The sequence below is a fragment of the Mycobacterium shottsii genome (genome assembly GCF_010728525.1).
Taxonomy (GTDB): domain Bacteria; phylum Actinomycetota; class Actinomycetes; order Mycobacteriales; family Mycobacteriaceae; genus Mycobacterium; species Mycobacterium marinum.
On record NZ_AP022572.1, the window covers coordinates 703008 to 717261 of the forward strand.

Here is a 14254-nt window from a genome sequence, read left to right on the forward strand (position 1 = left end):
GCTAGACCCATGCCAACTGCACTCATCACCGGCGCCAGCCGCGGCATCGGTGCTGCGATCGCTGCCGCATTGGCGCCGACGCACACCCTGTTGCTGGCCGGCCGGCCTTCCGCCCAACTCGACGCTGTGGCAGATCAGTTCGGCGCCACTACGTTTCCGCTGGACCTCACTGATGACGAGTCGATCGAAACCAGCTGCGAGATCGTCGACGAACTCGACGTACTGGTGCACAATGCCGGGCTTTCCATCCCGGGGCATTTCGGCGATTCGCACGTCGACGAATGGCGCGCCACCTTCAACGTCAATCTCTTTGGTGCCGTTGCTCTTACGCTGGCGCTGCTGCCGGCGCTGCGAAGTGCCCGCGGCCAGGTTGTCTTCATCAACTCCGGGGCCGGGCGCAACGTTTCCGCCGGGATGGCATCCTATTCGGCCAGTAAATTCGCCTTACGGGCATTTGGTGACTCGTTGCGCACCGATGAGCCCACGGTTCGCGTAACGACCGTCTATCCCGGCCGAACTGACACCGACATGCAGAGGGAACTAGTCGATTTCGAACGCGGTACCTACGATCCCGCAAGATTTATGCGCGCCGACACAGTCGCCGCGGTGGTGGCCAATGTGGTAGCCACGCCACCGGACGGTCACGTCCACGAAGTGGTCATCCGACCCCGCTGAGGACACCCACCCCGGGTTTGGAATCGCGGTCAAACAACAAGATTCACCAGACGGCCGGCGACCAAGATTACCTTCCGCGGGCTTGCGCCCGCCAGGAACGCCTGCACCTTCTCATCGGCTAGGGCGGCGGCTTTGACCGCATCATCATCCGCGTCGGCGGCCACCACAACCCGGCCCCGCACTTTGCCGTTGACCTGAACCGGATATTCGACGGTGTCGTCGATCAGATAGGCCGGATCGGCTGCCGGGAATGGTCCGTGCGCCAACGAAGTGGTGTGACCCAGCCGCTGCCACAACTCTTCGGCCATGTGCGGGGCCAGCGGGGCCACCATCAGCACCAGCGGCTCGATGGCGGCTCGGGGCACGGCATCGCGATGGCGCTTGGTGAGGAAGTTGGTGTACTCGATCAGCTTGGCGACCGCGGTGTTATTTCTCAGTGCCGCATAGTCTTCAGCCACCCCGGCGATAGCCCGGTGCAGCGCCCGCAGCGTGTCGGTGTCCAACTCAGCGGGCGTATCGGCCACCAGGATCTCGCCGGTGTTTTCGTCGATCACCAGCCGCCACACCCGCTGCAAGAAGCGATACGCGCCGATAACGTCTTTGGTCGCCCACGGGCGTGAAGCCTCGAGAGGGCCCATCGACATCTCGTACACCCGCAGGGTGTCAGCGCCATAGTCGTCGCAGATCTCGTCGGGCGATATCGAATTCTTCAGGCTCTTACCGATTTTCCCGAATTCCTGAAAGACCTCGATCTCGCCGTCGGCACCGGGATACACAAACCCGCCGTCACGTTCGATGACCTCTTCGGCAGGTACGTAGGATCGACGCGCGTCGGTATAGGCGAAGGCCTGAATGTAGCCCTGGTTGATCAGCTTACGGTAGGGCTCGCGAGAGCTCACGTGGCCCAAGTCGTACAACACCTTGTGCCAGAACCTGGCATAGAGCAGATGCAGCACCGCGTGCTCGGCGCCACCGACGTACAAGTCGACGCCACCCGGGTCGTCCGGGCCGTGTTCGGCCGGCCTCGGCCCCATCCAGTACGTCTCATTTTCCTTGGCGCAGAACCGATCTACGTTATGCGGATCGGTATAGCGCAGCTCGTACCAGGAGCTGCCCGCCCACTGCGGCATCACGTTGGTGTCGCGGCTGTACGGCTTGAGCCCATCGCCGAGGTCCAACTCGACGTGCACCCACTCGGTCGCCTTGGCCAACGGCGGCGACGGCTCGCTGTTCACATCGTCGGGGTCGAAAAGCACCGGCGAATAGTCCGGTACATCGGGCAGTTCGACGGGAAGCGCAGACTCAGCAAGTGCGTGCGGGCGTCCATCCGCGTCGTACACGATCGGGAATGGTTCACCCCAATACCGCTGACGCGCGAAAAGCCAGTCACGCAGCTTGAATTCGATGCGGGCCTGGCCATGGCCGTCGGACTCCAGCCGAGCGGTGATGGCCTGCTTTGCCTCCCCCACGCTCATGCCGTCGAGGAATCCCGAGTTCACCAGGACGCCGTCGCCGGTGTAGGCGGCCTGCGAAATATCGCCGCCGGCAATGACTTCGACCACCGGAAGTCCCAGTGCTCTCGCGAAATCCCAGTCCCGCTGATCATGGCCCGGAACTGCCATGATGGCCCCGGTGCCGTAGCCGGCCAGCACGTAGTCGGCAATGAATATCGGCACCGGCTGGCCAGTGGCGGGATTGATCGCGTGACTACCCAGGAAGACGCCGGTCTTCTCTTTGCTTTCCTGACGCTCGAGGTCGGACTTGGCCGCGATAGCGCGACGGTAGGCGGCCACGGCCTCGGCCGGCGTGGCACCACCACCGGTCCACAGCGGGTCCACACCGGCTGGCCACGCGGCCCCAACCAGATCGTCGACCAGGTCGTGTTCGGGGGCCAGAACCAGATAGGTGGCACCGAACAGGGTGTCGGGGCGAGTGGTGAACACTTCGAGACCGACCGCCTCACCGTTGGACCTGGTCGCCGTAAAGAGCGCGGAGGCACCCGTCGAGCGCCCGATCCAATTGCGCTGCATGGTCTTGACCTGGTCCGGCCAGTCCAGCACATCGAGTTCGTCGAGCAGCCGATCGGAGTATGCGGTGATCCGCATCATCCATTGCCGAAGCCGCTTGCGAAATACGGGGAAGTTGCCGCGGTCGCTGCGGCCATCGGATGTCACTTCCTCGTTGGCCAGCACCGTGCCCAGTCCAGGACACCAATTCACCATCGAATCCGCCCGGTAGACCAACCGGTGGTCATCGATCACGTCGGCCCGCTCCCCCGCCGACAGCGTGGACCAGTCCCGGCCGTCGGCAACACTTCTGGCCCCGGAATCAAACTCTGGGACCAACTCCGATATCGGGCGAGCCTTGTTGGCTGCCGCGTCGAACCACGCGTTGTAGATCTGCAGGAAGATCCACTGGGTCCACTTGTAGAACTCGACGTCGGTGGTGGAGAAGCTCCGCCGGCTGTCGTGGCCCAGCCCCAACCGGCCCAGCTGGCGCCGGAAGTTGACGACGTTGGCCTCGGTCCTGGTCCGTGGGTGGGTGCCGGTTTGCACGGCATACTGCTCGGCCGGCAGACCGAAGGCGTCGAACCCCAACGCATGCAGCACGTTGCGGCCCTTCATCCGGTGATAGCGGGCGAACACGTCGGTGGCGATGTAGCCCAACGGGTGCCCGACGTGCAGGCCCTCGCCGGATGGATAGGGAAACATGTCCTGGACGAACAGCTTGTCCGCGGGCACCGGGGAACCGTCCGACGGTGCGAGCGATCCAACCGGGTTGGGCACGTTGAACGTGCCCAGGCGGGCCCAGTTCTGCTGCCAGGTCCGCTCCACACCGGCCGCTAGCTCGGCGGTGTAGCGATGCCGCGGAGCGTCGGATTCCGCGTCGTTAACACCGGAGGGGACACCAGAGGGGGCACCGGACGTGCTGCCAGGTGTCGTGGTCGGCGATTCGGTCACGCCCAACAGGGTATAAGGGCGGCTTTGCAGCGGCTGGCCCGTAGCCCACGGCCACGGGTTGGTCTCGGTTGCGTTGCACACCGATCAGATGTTCATCCCAGGTCTGTGTCGGTCCTGGTAGCTGCCGCCGCCAGCTAGTTACATTCAGCTTCGGTAGCGGGCAGCGCCGCCCGAATAGTTTCGGAGGGACCGACGCAAATGATCCACATCGCGCGCACTTGGCGAGGGTTCGCAGGGTGCATGGCCGCCGGCTTCGTCGGCGTCACACTCGTCGCGAGCGGCACGGCGTCGGCCGACCCGCTCTATCCGCAGCCCCCGTCGCCCGCACCGGCTCCCGCCCAAGCGGCGGTTCCCCCCGTCCAGAACCTCAATGCCTCCCCCGGGAGCATCACCAACCGGTTTGCCCCGGCTCCCGCGCAGGTGCCCGCCCCGATGCAGGTTCCGGCCGCGACGGGCGCGCCGGTACCGGCCGCCATCCCCGCCACCGGACAAATGCCCGCCGCCGGGCAAGTCCCCGCCGCCGGGCAGCTGCCCGTCGCGGCGCCGGTGGCCCCTGCGATAACACCCGCCGCCACCGGGACCGTGCGCGACTACCTGAACGGCAAGGGCGTCAAGCTCGAGGCGCAGCGGCCGCAGGGGTTCAACGCACTCGAGATCACCCTGCCCATGCCCCCGCGCTGGACGTCGGTGCCCGACCCCAACGTGCCCGACGCGTTCGCCGTGATCGCCGACCGAGTGGGCGGCAACAGCGTGTACACATCCAACGCGCAGGTGGTGGTGTACAAGCTGGTCGGCGATCTGGATCCCGCCGAGGCCATCTCCCATGGCTTTGTGGACAGTCAGAACTTGCTCGCCTGGCGGACGACCAACGCCTCGATGGCCGAGTTCGGTGGCTTCCCGTCGTCGGTCATCGAGGGCACCTACCGCGAAAACGACATGACGCTGAACACCTCCCGGCGCCACGTCATCGCCACCTCGGGTAGTGAGAACTACCTGGTGTCGCTCTCGGTCACCACGGCGCAGTCCCAGGCGGTGGCCGATGCCCCCGCCACCGACGCGATCATCAATGGATTCCGGGTGGCGGCCCCGACGGCAGCCCGTCACACACCCGCCCGGGCGGGCGCACCCGCTGCGGTAGCGCCGCAGACCCCGGCTCGGGCCGCGTCGCCGGTCGCACCCGCTCAGGCACCCGTGTCGATACCTCATCACCCGGCGGCCGCGACGGCGCCGACTCAGGCGCCCGCGCCCAATCTGACGCCCGCGCTGCAGGCCGTGCCGGGCCAAGTAGCCGCGGCGCCGCCGGTCGCCGCCGCGCCCGCCCCGTCGCGCTGACTCCCGAAACCCATTACCCCGGGGGGTTTGATCCGATCGCCCCTCGATCAAGCGAACTCGGTCACGACCTCGTATTGTGACTCCATGATGATCGCCGGTGTGCTCTGCATGTGTGCGGCGGCGGCGTCCGCCCTATTCGGAGCGTGGTCACTCGCCCGCGCCGATGTCACCGACTCGACTCAGCTGGCATTGCGAGCGATGGCACCCACCCAGTTGGCGGCCGCGGTCATGTTGAGCGCCGGAGGGGTGGTGGCGCTCGCGGCCTCCCCGCACACCGCCTTGGTGGTGTTGATCGTGTGCGTCACGGGCGCGTTGGGCACGCTGGCCGCCGGTTCGTGGCAGAGCGCACGGTTTGCCCTGAGCCGCGTGGATGCGATTCCCGACGAAGCCTCCTGTAGCGGCTCCTGCGCTGGTTGTACGCTCTCCTGCCACTGAGCATCCGGTGGCACGGCAGCGGGGGATCCGGTTAGACCCAGTGCTGCTGATGGTGCTGGGGGGCGTATTGGCCGCCGTCCTGCTACCGGCACGCGGTGCCGCCAGCGACACGGTGATCATCGCCGCCCGGGTGGCCGTCTCCGTGTTGTTTTTCCTCTACGGCGGCAAGCTGTCCCTCGAGCAGGCCTGGCACGGGCTACGCCAATGGCGCCTTCATGCGCTGGTACTGATCACCACATTCCTCATATTCCCGATCCTCGGGCTGGCCATCCGCGCGCTGGTGCGGTCCTGGATGGACGAAGAGCTGCACAGCGGACTGCTGTTCATGTGCCTGGTCTCCTCGACGATGCAGTCAGCGATCTTGTTCACCTCGATCGCGCGTGGGCACGTGTCGGCGGCGATAGTCAGCGCGTCGTTGTCCAACATCCTCGGTGTGCTGCTCGCTCCAATACTGGTGCTGTTCTTGATGGACATCGGCGGTGGCTCCCAGGCCGAAGAGAGCGCACTGGCCGATTTTGTGCTGCAACTGTTAGTACCGTTTGTGCTGGGGCAGCTGGCCAGGCGCTGGATCGGTGCGCTCAACGCGCGGCATCCAGGCCTGATGCGCTGGATCGATCGCGCCGCCATCCTGCTGTTGGTGTACGCGGCCTACTCGCTCGGGGTGGCGACGGGTGGATGGACCGAGGTCGAAGCGTGGCACTTGGTAGCGGTGGTGGCCCTCGATGCGCTGTTGCTCGCCGTGGCCTTGGGGATCACCACGGCGCTCGGACGGGCCGCTCACCTCAATCGCGACAACGCGGTCGTGCTGATGTTCTGTGGTTCCCAGAAGAGTCTGGTGTCCGGACTGCCGATGGCAATGGTGATGTTCCCCGAGGCGATATCCGGCGTGGTCATGCTGCCGTTGATGATCTATCACCAGTTGCAGCTCGTGGTGGGCGCGGTGATCGCCAGCAAGCTGGGGAGAAAAGTGGTCGACCAAGCCGACTCGGCCGCCCTGCCCGCCGTCGCCGAACCCGACGAGCGGGGGGAAAGCCTCAGTTCCGGCTGACGTCGATCGGGTGGGTCGCCAGCAGCGAAAGCGGCCACGGCTGCCGTCGCAATGTCCGGCCCCACAAGTCGGCCCGCGGCGGTACCAGAACGTCAGATGGCAAGGCCGACAGCACGATCCAGTCATCGCGTTCGATTTCGCCCTCGAGCTGCCCGATGGTCCACCCAGAATAGCCCGCAAAGATCCGCACGCCTTCGACCAGCGGTGCGATCAGGTCGGGGTCGGCGTCGAGATCGACCATCACGATCCGGCCGGCAACATGGCGCAGACCAGACACTTCACCCGGATCGGCCCCGACCCGCAACGTCGCCAGGCACAGGGCAGCGTCGCGCTTCACCGGCCCGCCGATGAACATCGTCTTGGGCTTGGCCGCAAGCTTGGCCCACTGCGGCAAAACGTTGTGCACGGCGGTCTCGCTGGGCCGGTTGAGCACCACACCCAGCGTCCCGCCGTCGTTGTGCTCGACGATATAGATGACGGTGCGCCGGAAGGTGGGCTCGAGCAGGTCGGTATTGGCCAGCAGCAACGTTCCCGCTCGCACCCGTTGTGCGGCAGGCGCAAAATGGTCTTCTGGATCTTCCTGCGGCGCCACCCCAACATCATGGCATTCACACCACGGCACTAACAGCATCATCACCGGGTTAAACGAGCACTGTCGGCAGATATTTGTAGCGTTGTTGGGTCCGCACCATGCGAAATCGGGCTAACCTTCGCTCGATCGTGGAAGTGGGGGTCTGTGATTCGCAGCCGGATGCACGCCAGCGCACCCGTCGAATTGTGGCGGCCGGTAAGGAGCCTGCCTGATTTTTGGCGGCTGCTTCAGGTGCGCATCGCCAGCCAGTTCGGTGATGGCCTCTTTCAGGCGGGGCTGGCCGGGGCCTTGCTGTTCAATCCGGACCGCGCCGCCGATCCGATGGCCATTGCGCGCGCGTTCGCGGTGCTGTTCTTGCCGTACTCCCTGCTGGGCCCGTTTGCCGGTGCGCTGATGGACCGTTGGGATCGGCGCTTGGTGATCGTCGGCGCCAATATCGGTCGATTGATCTTCATTGCCGGGATCGGGACCATTCTGGCGTTTGAGGCGGGCGATCTGCTGCTGCTGTTTGTCGCGCTGTTGGCCAATGGTCTGGCCCGGTTCGTCGCCTCGGGGCTGTCGGCGTCGTTGCCCCATGTGGTGCCGCGCGAGCAGGTGGTCACGATGAATTCGGTGGCCACCGCCTCGGGTGCGGTCGCGGCGTTTGTGGGCGCCAACTTCATGTTGCTGCCCCGATGGCTGGCCGGTGGCGGTGATCATGGCGCCGCCGCGGTCATTTTCACCGCGATGATTCCGGTCGCGATTTCACTGCTGCTGGCCCTGCGGTTCGCCCCCCGGGTGCTCGGCCCCGACGACACCAAGCGCGCGATTCACGGATCGGCCGTGTACGCGGTTATCACCGGCTGGATGCACGGGGTGCGTACGGTCGTCCAGCTCCCGACGGTGGCTGCCGCGCTGTCCGGTCTGGCGGCCCACCGAATGGTGGTCGGCGTCAACTCCCTGCTGATCTTGCTGCTGGTCCATCACATGCGAGACGTGGACGTCGAAGGGTTGGGCACGGCACTGCTGTTCTTCGCCGCAACCGGCCTCGGGGCGTTCCTGGCAAACGTGCTCACCCCGGGCCTGATCAGGCGCTGGGGGCGCTACGCCACGACAAATGGCGCCCTGGCCGCCGCCGCGGTCATCCACCTTGCCGGCGCGGGCCTGCTGCTCCCGGTCATGGTGGTCTGCGGGTTTCTGCTGGGAGTGGCCGGTCAGGTGGTCAAGCTGTGCGCCGACTCGGCGATGCAGATCGATGTCGATGACGCGCTGCGGGGACACGTGTTCGCCGTGCAGGATGCGCTGTTCTGGGTCTCGTATATCGTCTCGGTTACCGTGGCCGCGGCCTTGATTCCCGACGACGGGCGCGCGCCGGTCTTTGTGTTGGTCGGCTCGGTGATCTATCTGATCGGACTTTGTGTGCACAGCATCGTCGGCCGGCGCAGTTCGGCCGCGAACGTTGAGGGAGGTTGACAATGGCGGGTCCCGGCCCGATCGTGGCTGACCTGGAGGCAGAAAGCGACGACCTGGACGCCCTGGTGGCGCCGCTGGCACCGCAGCGGTGGAGCGAGCTGACCCCGGCACCGGGGTGGAGCATCGCACACCAGATCGCGCACCTGCTGTGGACCGATCGCGTGGCACTCACCGCGGTGACCGACGAGGCGGGGTTCGCCGACGTACTGACCGCGGCGGCCGCCAACCCGGCCGGCTTCGTGGACGAGGGCGCCGAGGAGCTTGCGGCGCTGCCGCCGGCGGAGCTGCTCAGCGATTGGCGGCTCACCCGCGGCCGACTGCATGAGGCGCTGCTCAATGTTGCCGACGGACGCAAGTTGCCGTGGTTCGGCCCCCCCCATGAGCGCCGAGTCAATGGCCACCGCGCGCTTGATGGAGACCTGGGCGCACGGGCTTGATGTCGCCGACGCCCTCGGTGTCACCCGGCCCGCCACCGACCGGCTGCGCTCGATTGCCCACCTGGGTGTGCGCACCCGCGACTACGCCTACTTCGTCAACAACCTGGCCCCGCCCACCGAGCAGTTCCTGGTCGAGCTACGCGGCCCCGGCGGTGACATCTGGTCGTGGGGACCGGCCGATGCGGCCCAGCGGGTCACCGGGCCCGCCGAAGATTTCTGCTTCCTGGTCACCCAGCGGCGACCGTTGAGCTCCCTGCACCTCACCGCGACCGGCGAGGATGCGCGGCAATGGCTACAGATCGCGCAGGCCTTCGCCGGGCCTCCCGGCGAGGGGCGATGACCCTAACCTGACGTGCGACCTAGCCGGCTAGGTCCTGTCTGCTAATTGCGGACGCGGTGGTAGGTGATGATGGCGGCCAGGGTGACACCGCCGAGGTAGGTCAGGGCGTATTTGTCGTAGCAGGTGGCGACCGCGCGCCAGTGTTTGAGCCGGTTGAAGCTTCGCTCGACGGTGTTGCGGTGCTTGTAGATTCGGCCTGAGAACCCCGGAGGCCGTCCTCTGTTGCGGCCTTTGGCTTTGCGGCGGGTGATCTGGTCGCTGCGCTCGGGGATGGTATGGGCGATCTTGAGCCGGCGCAGCTGTGCCCGCGTCGAGTCATGGGAGTTCGCCTTGTCTGCCAGCAGGTGAAACGGGGCGTATGAGTTGCTGCACCGGGCGGCCAGCAATGGCCAAAGCATCGGATTATCACCGGCTTGACCGGCCGACAGTGCCAGGGTGACCGGACTGCACAGCTGGTCGGTCAAGGCGTGGATCTTGGTAGTCAGCCCGCCGCGGGAATGCCCAATGGCGTGGTCATCGGGCTCATCGAGATATTTCTTGTAATTCGACAGATCCCCCTGTGCGGCGCCCGGAGCGCGCTCCGGCTGCGTGTCGGTGGGCGCGCACACTGGTCGAATCGACCGACAACAGTGCGCCCAGGTCGGCGTCCTCGGCGTCGAGGTCAGAGGCGATCGCCGCGAAGATCCGCGCGTAGATGCCATCGACCGACCAGCGTAGATGCCTCTCGGCCACCGATTGCCAGGGACCGAAGTGCTCGGGCAGGTCACACCACGGAGATCCCGTACGGTAACGCCAGATAATGCCCTCCAGAGTACGTCGATGATCGTTCCACGGCCGGCCACGCCGCCGCCCCGCAGGCAACACCGCCACGATCAGCGACCACAAATCATCAGAAATCGCATGCGTCCGCATCACCCAAACAGCATCAGCCAAAACACCATTCACATTAAGCAGACACGCCCTAGGCGCCGTGGCGCGAGTCGCCGCCCTCGGGGTCCTCGTCGAATGCCTCGTCGTGGTGCGCCCACTGGGGCAACGGGGTTGGTGGCGCGCCCCCGAACACCGCGTTCAAGTAAGACGAAGCATTGGGATCCGATGTTGGCGGCCTGACGCCACGTCGAGCCTTGCGCACAAAGGTGAACAACAACACGCCGCTGCCCATCACCAGGAAGCCCACCAAGGCCACCTTGGCGATCGTCAACCAGGTCATGGTCCACCAATCTAGCCCGGATGCCGCCCCGATGATGCGAAAGAGACTGTGGTGCGGAAAATCTAGCCGAGCCACCGGATGGCCATTTCGAACTCATTGCACCGCAAGACAATCCAGCGGCCGGTTACTGCAAAGGCCCGCCGTAGCGGGCCTCGTTTTCGGCTTCCGCCTCTTCACGCAGCGCGGCGAGGGCGACGTTCAGTCGATCGGCCAGCTCAGCATGGGAGTAGCCGGTCATGACGCCGGGATGCAGCGTCAACTTCAGCAACCGGCCGTCGGAATTGGCCACAGCGTGAACATCTCCCAGGTCCACGCTGTAGGTGACATTCTCCGCCTGCGCGACAAGTGCTTCCCATTTGTCGGCCGCCTCGCTCAGTTCGCGAAGGACGGATTCAACGAGGTCTTTATCGCTCAATTCCGCGCGACCGCCGGGCCCCGACACCAAGACAGTATGTCCACGGCTGTAGCCACCGTCAATTCAAACGTGACGTCGAGCGTGTATGCACCGGTGGCCGATTCGATCGGCGAATGGTCACGCATTGAGTTCCCGAAACCAGGCCAGGTGGTAGTTCGCCGTCACCTCGTCGCCGCTGACACTGCTTGCGGTGGCCGCCAACAACATGCAGTTGAGCAACACCTCACCATCGATGCTGGGGTAGCGGGCCATAACCTCGTGCCGCGCGATGTCGAGATGCACTCGCAAAAGGTCGATTTCGTCTTCCACCACGGCCGTCCCGGCATCAGCAGCCTTGGCAAGTACGTGCGCCATCCTCGGCAACCCGACACGGCTGCGGGTAGCGTTACAGAGCTCTCGGGCCACATTGTCGGCCATCGGCAACTCACGCGGCCGCACCGAGGATCTCGTCGCGGTGTCTTCGTCCGCCCAGGGCAGCGGATCGCCCGGGCTGTAGCTCAGCAAACCCGTCGCCGCATCGACCAGTGCGGCGAGCCGGCCGCTACGCCGCTTTGGGGGCAGCAACCGGACGCCCTGCGGAAGGGCAATCCCGGGGGGTATCCAGCCGTGGGCGACGTCGGTGACCAGCACCGTGCCTTCTGGCCGTTGCCCAATCGCCCAGTTCAGGCGAGGCTCCTGGCGGGCCGCGAACATCAGCAGTCGACGCAGCCGCTGGTCGTCCGACTCCGGCACAGCAGGTGCCGGAGCTCGAGCCGCTGCCCGGGCCGCATCGACCGCGTCGGGGCGCCCGGCTGTCGGCGGTTGCGGTTGCGATCCCGGTTCGGCCGCGTTCGGATCGGCGACGTCTGGTGGTGCGACGGGCGGCTCGGTTGACGTCCCTTCACGTAGTTGATTCCGTGCCGACTCGACTCGTTGCACCGCCCGCGCGCGGGCGTCGTCGATCACCCTGGCCTCTGCGGCACGTCGGTCCGAATCAAGCATTACCGCGTGGCGCAGGCTAGCCAGCTCCTCATTGGCGGAATCGGCGATACGCTGCAGGTCGGCTTCCAAATACCCTGCCAGCGTGGCAGTTTCGGGCGCATCCCGCGACAGTTCGGTGGGCCATAGCCCGCCGATCACCCATGGGGTGCAGTCCGGCGGAGAGCTGAACGCCGGGATGGCCAGGGATTCCTGGGCGGCTTTGCGGAGGCGCTGACGCGCCGTCCGTCGCCCGAAAATCGCCATCGGCTCAGCGTACCGGCACCTCACGGGGCGTCGCAGATGGTGAATTGTGCCGACGAGCGGGCCTCGGTAGCGTGAGGCCATGGCTGATTCTGCGCTCCAGCAGCAACTCGATGAGGTGCGTTCTCTGCTAAGCCGCGCGCGGGAACTGTTTGGCGCCAATCCCGTCGAACCACCCACCGACATCGCACCCGATCCCGATACCGCCAAACCCTGGCTGCTCTAGCCGATCAGCGGCGGGGCGGCCGTAATTGGTGGGCCAGCAGTCGCTCGATCGCGACGTCGAGATCTCGGTTGGTCGGCACCTCCGCCGATGGCGTGTGGCCGGCCGCAACGATCTCTTCGCGCACTTCTAGCAAAGCCTTCAGACATGAGACATCGGCCGTCAGCAAAATTCCCTCGGCCAGCGCAGCGGCGTCGGTCTCCATCGCTCCCTCGCTCAAGGCCACGCTGTGCATGTAACCGCCCCGGCAGGACCGGACCAGGATGTGCCCGCTGGGATGGACGGTGTCGAACGCGGGGTTGGCGTCGGTCATCGACCGTTGTCGACGATGCCGCCGAAGTCGTGAGCCGCGTCTTGCTCGTGCTGGTCCCACATCGCCGCGGAGGTCCGTAGGTTCTGCGCGATGTCGGCATGCTCGTCGGCCTGCTGCTCGTAGCACTGACGTCGTAGTTCGAGAAGATCGCGGCCGGCCTCGCGCAGCTCACTGAAGATCGGCCCCAATGAGTTCAGGCTCTCCTGTATCGCGGCATGCGACGACGCCACGCTGCGCAGGTATTCGGAGGTTTGCTCGTGATGGGCAGCGGCTTCGCGCAGGTGCGCCGGCTCCACATGGATTCGATCTGCCATCCGCTGTCTCCTCGTTATGGCGCCGGGGTCCCGCCGGCGGGCTCAGTATCGCGGGGCGACCGGCGTAGTCGCCGGCCGGGTCGGGGTTGGGGCGCCGGTCTGGGCCGGCGCCGTGACGGTCGTCGATGTTGGCGGATGCTGCCAGCCTAGGAAGTTCGGCCCGCCCATGCTGGAAACCTGTTGCATCTGCCCGTCCAGAAACGCGTTGCCATCACCGAGGGCAAGCGCGTGCCGATCCGTGAACATGCCGATGTCTCCGGCGGCGAGTCGCGCCGGGTCTATCGGGTCACTCACCGGCGTTCCGGGCGGGGGGATGGCAATGCCTTGTTGCTGGAACGCATCTGCGATGGCAGCACCGCCCGCGGTGGCGTTGATCGCCGCGGCTAGTTCAGGGCTTGCCGCGGTGATCGTGTCCCCGTTGGGCAGAGTCACCTTCGTCGGTCCGGTGGGCAGCGGTTGCGGCTCGCCCGACGATGCCGGTTGCTCCGTGTCTTCGCCACCGCCGCCGGTGTCCTCATCCAGATAAGCTGGTTCGTCGTCTGAGTCGTCCGGATCCAGGGCAAGGGAGTCGAGGCTGGGGTCATCGAGCTCGTCCAGGCGTGATGCGATTGCCCGGGGGATTGCGGACAAGGCCGGACCCGCGGGCAAGTTCGGGACCGAACCAGCACCCGACGGAGTAGCAGCGCCCGATCCGTCGCCCAGGCCGGGCATGCTCGGCAACGCCGGCGCCGTCGCCGCGCCGTGCGGCAACGGCGCCTCAGCTACCAAACCCGGGTCGTCGAACAACAGCGAGTCCAAAAGCGGGTCCCCCGAGATCAGCCCAGCCGCGCGGTCCGCATCGGCACCGGTGCCCGCCGCGGGCTCGGTGACCGTCGGCGCATCGCCGGGCGAACTCGCCTCTTGCTTGGATGCGTTGTACAGCGACGTCCATGCGGCCATCAGGGTTGCTTTCGAGGTGTCATCGAGGCTCGCAGTGGCGACCACCTCCCGGATATCTCTGAGCTTTCCGATCAGGAAGCGCTGGAAGTCGCGGGCTCCGGCCGGTGTGTCCAGATCCGAGCGGGTCCGCACTGCGGCTTCGGTCTCTTGCTGCAGCTCGTCGAGCGCCTCGCTTCCGTCGACCGCCGTCAGGTGCGCATTCAAGATAGCCGCGATCACCTGCAGATCGAGCTATGAGCTCATCGAATTCTAGTGTGCTAAAGCCACTTCCGTGCCAGCGATGGCATCGGCGGCGGCTCCGCGTGCCGCGCCCGACTGCGCACGCTGCTCCGATCCGCCCATGTCGCG

General features: G+C 66.1%; 13 protein-coding genes and 3 pseudogenes. 7 read left to right on the top strand and 9 right to left on the bottom strand.

All coding sequences use genetic code 11. The features are described 5' to 3' along the window. The first annotated feature begins 9 nt into the window (after positions 1 to 9). Positions 10 to 675, top strand: coding sequence for an SDR family oxidoreductase (locus G6N41_RS03340; protein ID WP_198966593.1), 666 nt, complete (start codon positions 10 to 12; stop codon positions 673 to 675). 29 nt (positions 676 to 704) lie between these two features. Here the strand turns inward: G6N41_RS03340 and leuS are convergent, their stop codons facing one another. After that, positions 705 to 3635 carry a leucine--tRNA ligase gene (gene leuS / locus G6N41_RS03345; protein WP_198967701.1) on the bottom strand — a complete coding sequence of 977 codons (2931 nt, stop codon included), beginning with the start codon at positions 3633 to 3635 and terminating at the stop codon, positions 705 to 707. A gap of 198 nt (positions 3636 to 3833) precedes the next feature. On the opposite strand from leuS, the gene G6N41_RS03350 reads away from it, so the two are divergent. The 3 genes from G6N41_RS03350 to G6N41_RS03360 all read left to right on the top strand — a co-directional run bounded on the left by G6N41_RS03350 (position 3834) and on the right by G6N41_RS03360 (position 6450). Further along, positions 3834 to 4967 carry an LpqN/LpqT family lipoprotein gene (locus G6N41_RS03350; RefSeq protein ID WP_198966594.1) on the top strand — a complete coding sequence of 378 codons (1134 nt, stop codon included), beginning with the start codon at positions 3834 to 3836 and terminating at the stop codon, positions 4965 to 4967. 84 nt (positions 4968 to 5051) lie between these two features. Next, positions 5052 to 5402 (top strand): hypothetical protein, encoded by a 351-nt coding sequence (locus tag G6N41_RS03355; RefSeq protein WP_020731224.1) that lies wholly within the window; start codon positions 5052 to 5054, stop codon positions 5400 to 5402. 7 nt (positions 5403 to 5409) lie between these two features. Next, entirely contained in the window at positions 5410 to 6450 is a 1041-nt protein-coding gene (locus G6N41_RS03360; protein WP_231608798.1) for a bile acid:sodium symporter family protein, read from the top strand. Here the strand turns inward: G6N41_RS03360 and G6N41_RS03365 are convergent. Beyond that, positions 6437 to 7081 (bottom strand): YqgE/AlgH family protein, encoded by a 645-nt coding sequence (locus tag G6N41_RS03365; protein ID WP_198967702.1) that lies wholly within the window; start codon positions 7079 to 7081, stop codon positions 6437 to 6439. The genes G6N41_RS03360 and G6N41_RS03365 overlap by 14 nt on opposite strands. A gap of 120 nt (positions 7082 to 7201) precedes the next feature. On the opposite strand from G6N41_RS03365, the gene G6N41_RS03370 reads away from it, so the two are divergent. Together G6N41_RS03370 and G6N41_RS03375 are read left to right on the top strand one after the other, a co-directional pair. After that, positions 7202 to 8494: an MFS transporter gene (locus tag G6N41_RS03370; RefSeq protein ID WP_198967704.1), complete on the top strand. Its 1293-nt coding sequence runs from the start codon at positions 7202 to 7204 to the stop codon at positions 8492 to 8494. A gap of 2 nt (positions 8495 to 8496) precedes the next feature. Further along, a pseudogene (locus G6N41_RS03375) lies at positions 8497 to 9271 on the top strand (TIGR03084 family metal-binding protein). Positions 9272 to 9312: 41 nt separating this feature from the next. Here the strand turns inward: G6N41_RS03375 and G6N41_RS03380 are convergent. The 4 genes and pseudogenes from G6N41_RS03380 to G6N41_RS03395 form a co-directional block, all read right to left on the bottom strand. Then, positions 9313 to 10186 (bottom strand): annotated as a pseudogene (locus G6N41_RS03380) (IS5 family transposase). Between the two features lie 46 nt (positions 10187 to 10232). Beyond that, positions 10233 to 10481, bottom strand: coding sequence for a hypothetical protein (locus G6N41_RS03385; protein ID WP_020731219.1), 249 nt, complete (start codon positions 10479 to 10481; stop codon positions 10233 to 10235). Positions 10482 to 10605: 124 nt separating this feature from the next. Next, on the bottom strand, positions 10606 to 10926 hold the full coding sequence (locus G6N41_RS03390; RefSeq protein WP_099052605.1) for a DUF2710 family protein: 321 nt from the start codon (positions 10924 to 10926) through the stop codon (positions 10606 to 10608). Between the two features lie 87 nt (positions 10927 to 11013). Continuing rightward, a complete protein-coding gene (locus tag G6N41_RS03395) occupies positions 11014 to 12120 on the bottom strand; it encodes a DUF5631 domain-containing protein (RefSeq protein WP_198966595.1) in 1107 nt (368 codons plus the stop codon). A 79-nt stretch (positions 12121 to 12199) separates the two neighbouring features. Here G6N41_RS03395 and G6N41_RS03400 point away from each other — a divergent pair, with 79 nt between their 5' ends. Next, a complete protein-coding gene (locus tag G6N41_RS03400; protein ID WP_020727578.1) occupies positions 12200 to 12343 on the top strand; it encodes a hypothetical protein in 144 nt (47 codons plus the stop codon). 4 nt (positions 12344 to 12347) lie between these two features. On the opposite strand, the gene G6N41_RS03405 is transcribed toward G6N41_RS03400, so the two are convergent. From G6N41_RS03405 to G6N41_RS03415, 3 genes and pseudogenes are all read right to left on the bottom strand, one after another. Next, positions 12348 to 12653: a DUF2694 family protein gene (locus tag G6N41_RS03405; RefSeq protein ID WP_198966596.1), complete on the bottom strand. Its 306-nt coding sequence runs from the start codon at positions 12651 to 12653 to the stop codon at positions 12348 to 12350. Then, a complete protein-coding gene (locus tag G6N41_RS03410; RefSeq protein WP_198966597.1) occupies positions 12650 to 12967 on the bottom strand; it encodes an ESX-1 secretion-associated protein in 318 nt (105 codons plus the stop codon). The genes G6N41_RS03405 and G6N41_RS03410 overlap by 4 nt, the downstream gene beginning before the upstream one ends. A gap of 42 nt (positions 12968 to 13009) precedes the next feature. Then, positions 13010 to 14248, bottom strand: a pseudogene (locus G6N41_RS03415) (DUF4226 domain-containing protein). Positions 14249 to 14254: the final 6 nt, after the last annotated feature.

Excerpts from the sequence above, each read along its gene's own strand:
- G6N41_RS03340 (WP_198966593.1), top strand. The coding sequence starts at position 10 with ATGCCAACTGCACTCATCACCGGCGCCAGCCGCGGCATCGGTGCTGCG.
- G6N41_RS03350 (WP_198966594.1), top strand. The coding sequence starts at position 3,834 with ATGATCCACATCGCGCGCACTTGGCGAGGGTTCGCAGGGTGCATGGCC.
- G6N41_RS03355 (WP_020731224.1), top strand. The coding sequence starts at position 5,052 with ATGATGATCGCCGGTGTGCTCTGCATGTGTGCGGCGGCGGCGTCCGCC.
- G6N41_RS03365 (WP_198967702.1), bottom strand. The coding sequence starts at position 7,081 with ATGCTGTTAGTGCCGTGGTGTGAATGCCATGATGTTGGGGTGGCGCCG.
- G6N41_RS03370 (WP_198967704.1), top strand. The coding sequence starts at position 7,202 with ATGCACGCCAGCGCACCCGTCGAATTGTGGCGGCCGGTAAGGAGCCTG.
- G6N41_RS03385 (WP_020731219.1), bottom strand. The coding sequence starts at position 10,481 with ATGACCTGGTTGACGATCGCCAAGGTGGCCTTGGTGGGCTTCCTGGTG.
- G6N41_RS03395 (WP_198966595.1), bottom strand. The coding sequence starts at position 12,120 with ATGGCGATTTTCGGGCGACGGACGGCGCGTCAGCGCCTCCGCAAAGCC.
- G6N41_RS03400 (WP_020727578.1), top strand. The coding sequence starts at position 12,200 with ATGGCTGATTCTGCGCTCCAGCAGCAACTCGATGAGGTGCGTTCTCTG.
- G6N41_RS03405 (WP_198966596.1), bottom strand. The coding sequence starts at position 12,653 with ATGACCGACGCCAACCCCGCGTTCGACACCGTCCATCCCAGCGGGCAC.
- G6N41_RS03410 (WP_198966597.1), bottom strand. The coding sequence starts at position 12,967 with ATGGCAGATCGAATCCATGTGGAGCCGGCGCACCTGCGCGAAGCCGCT.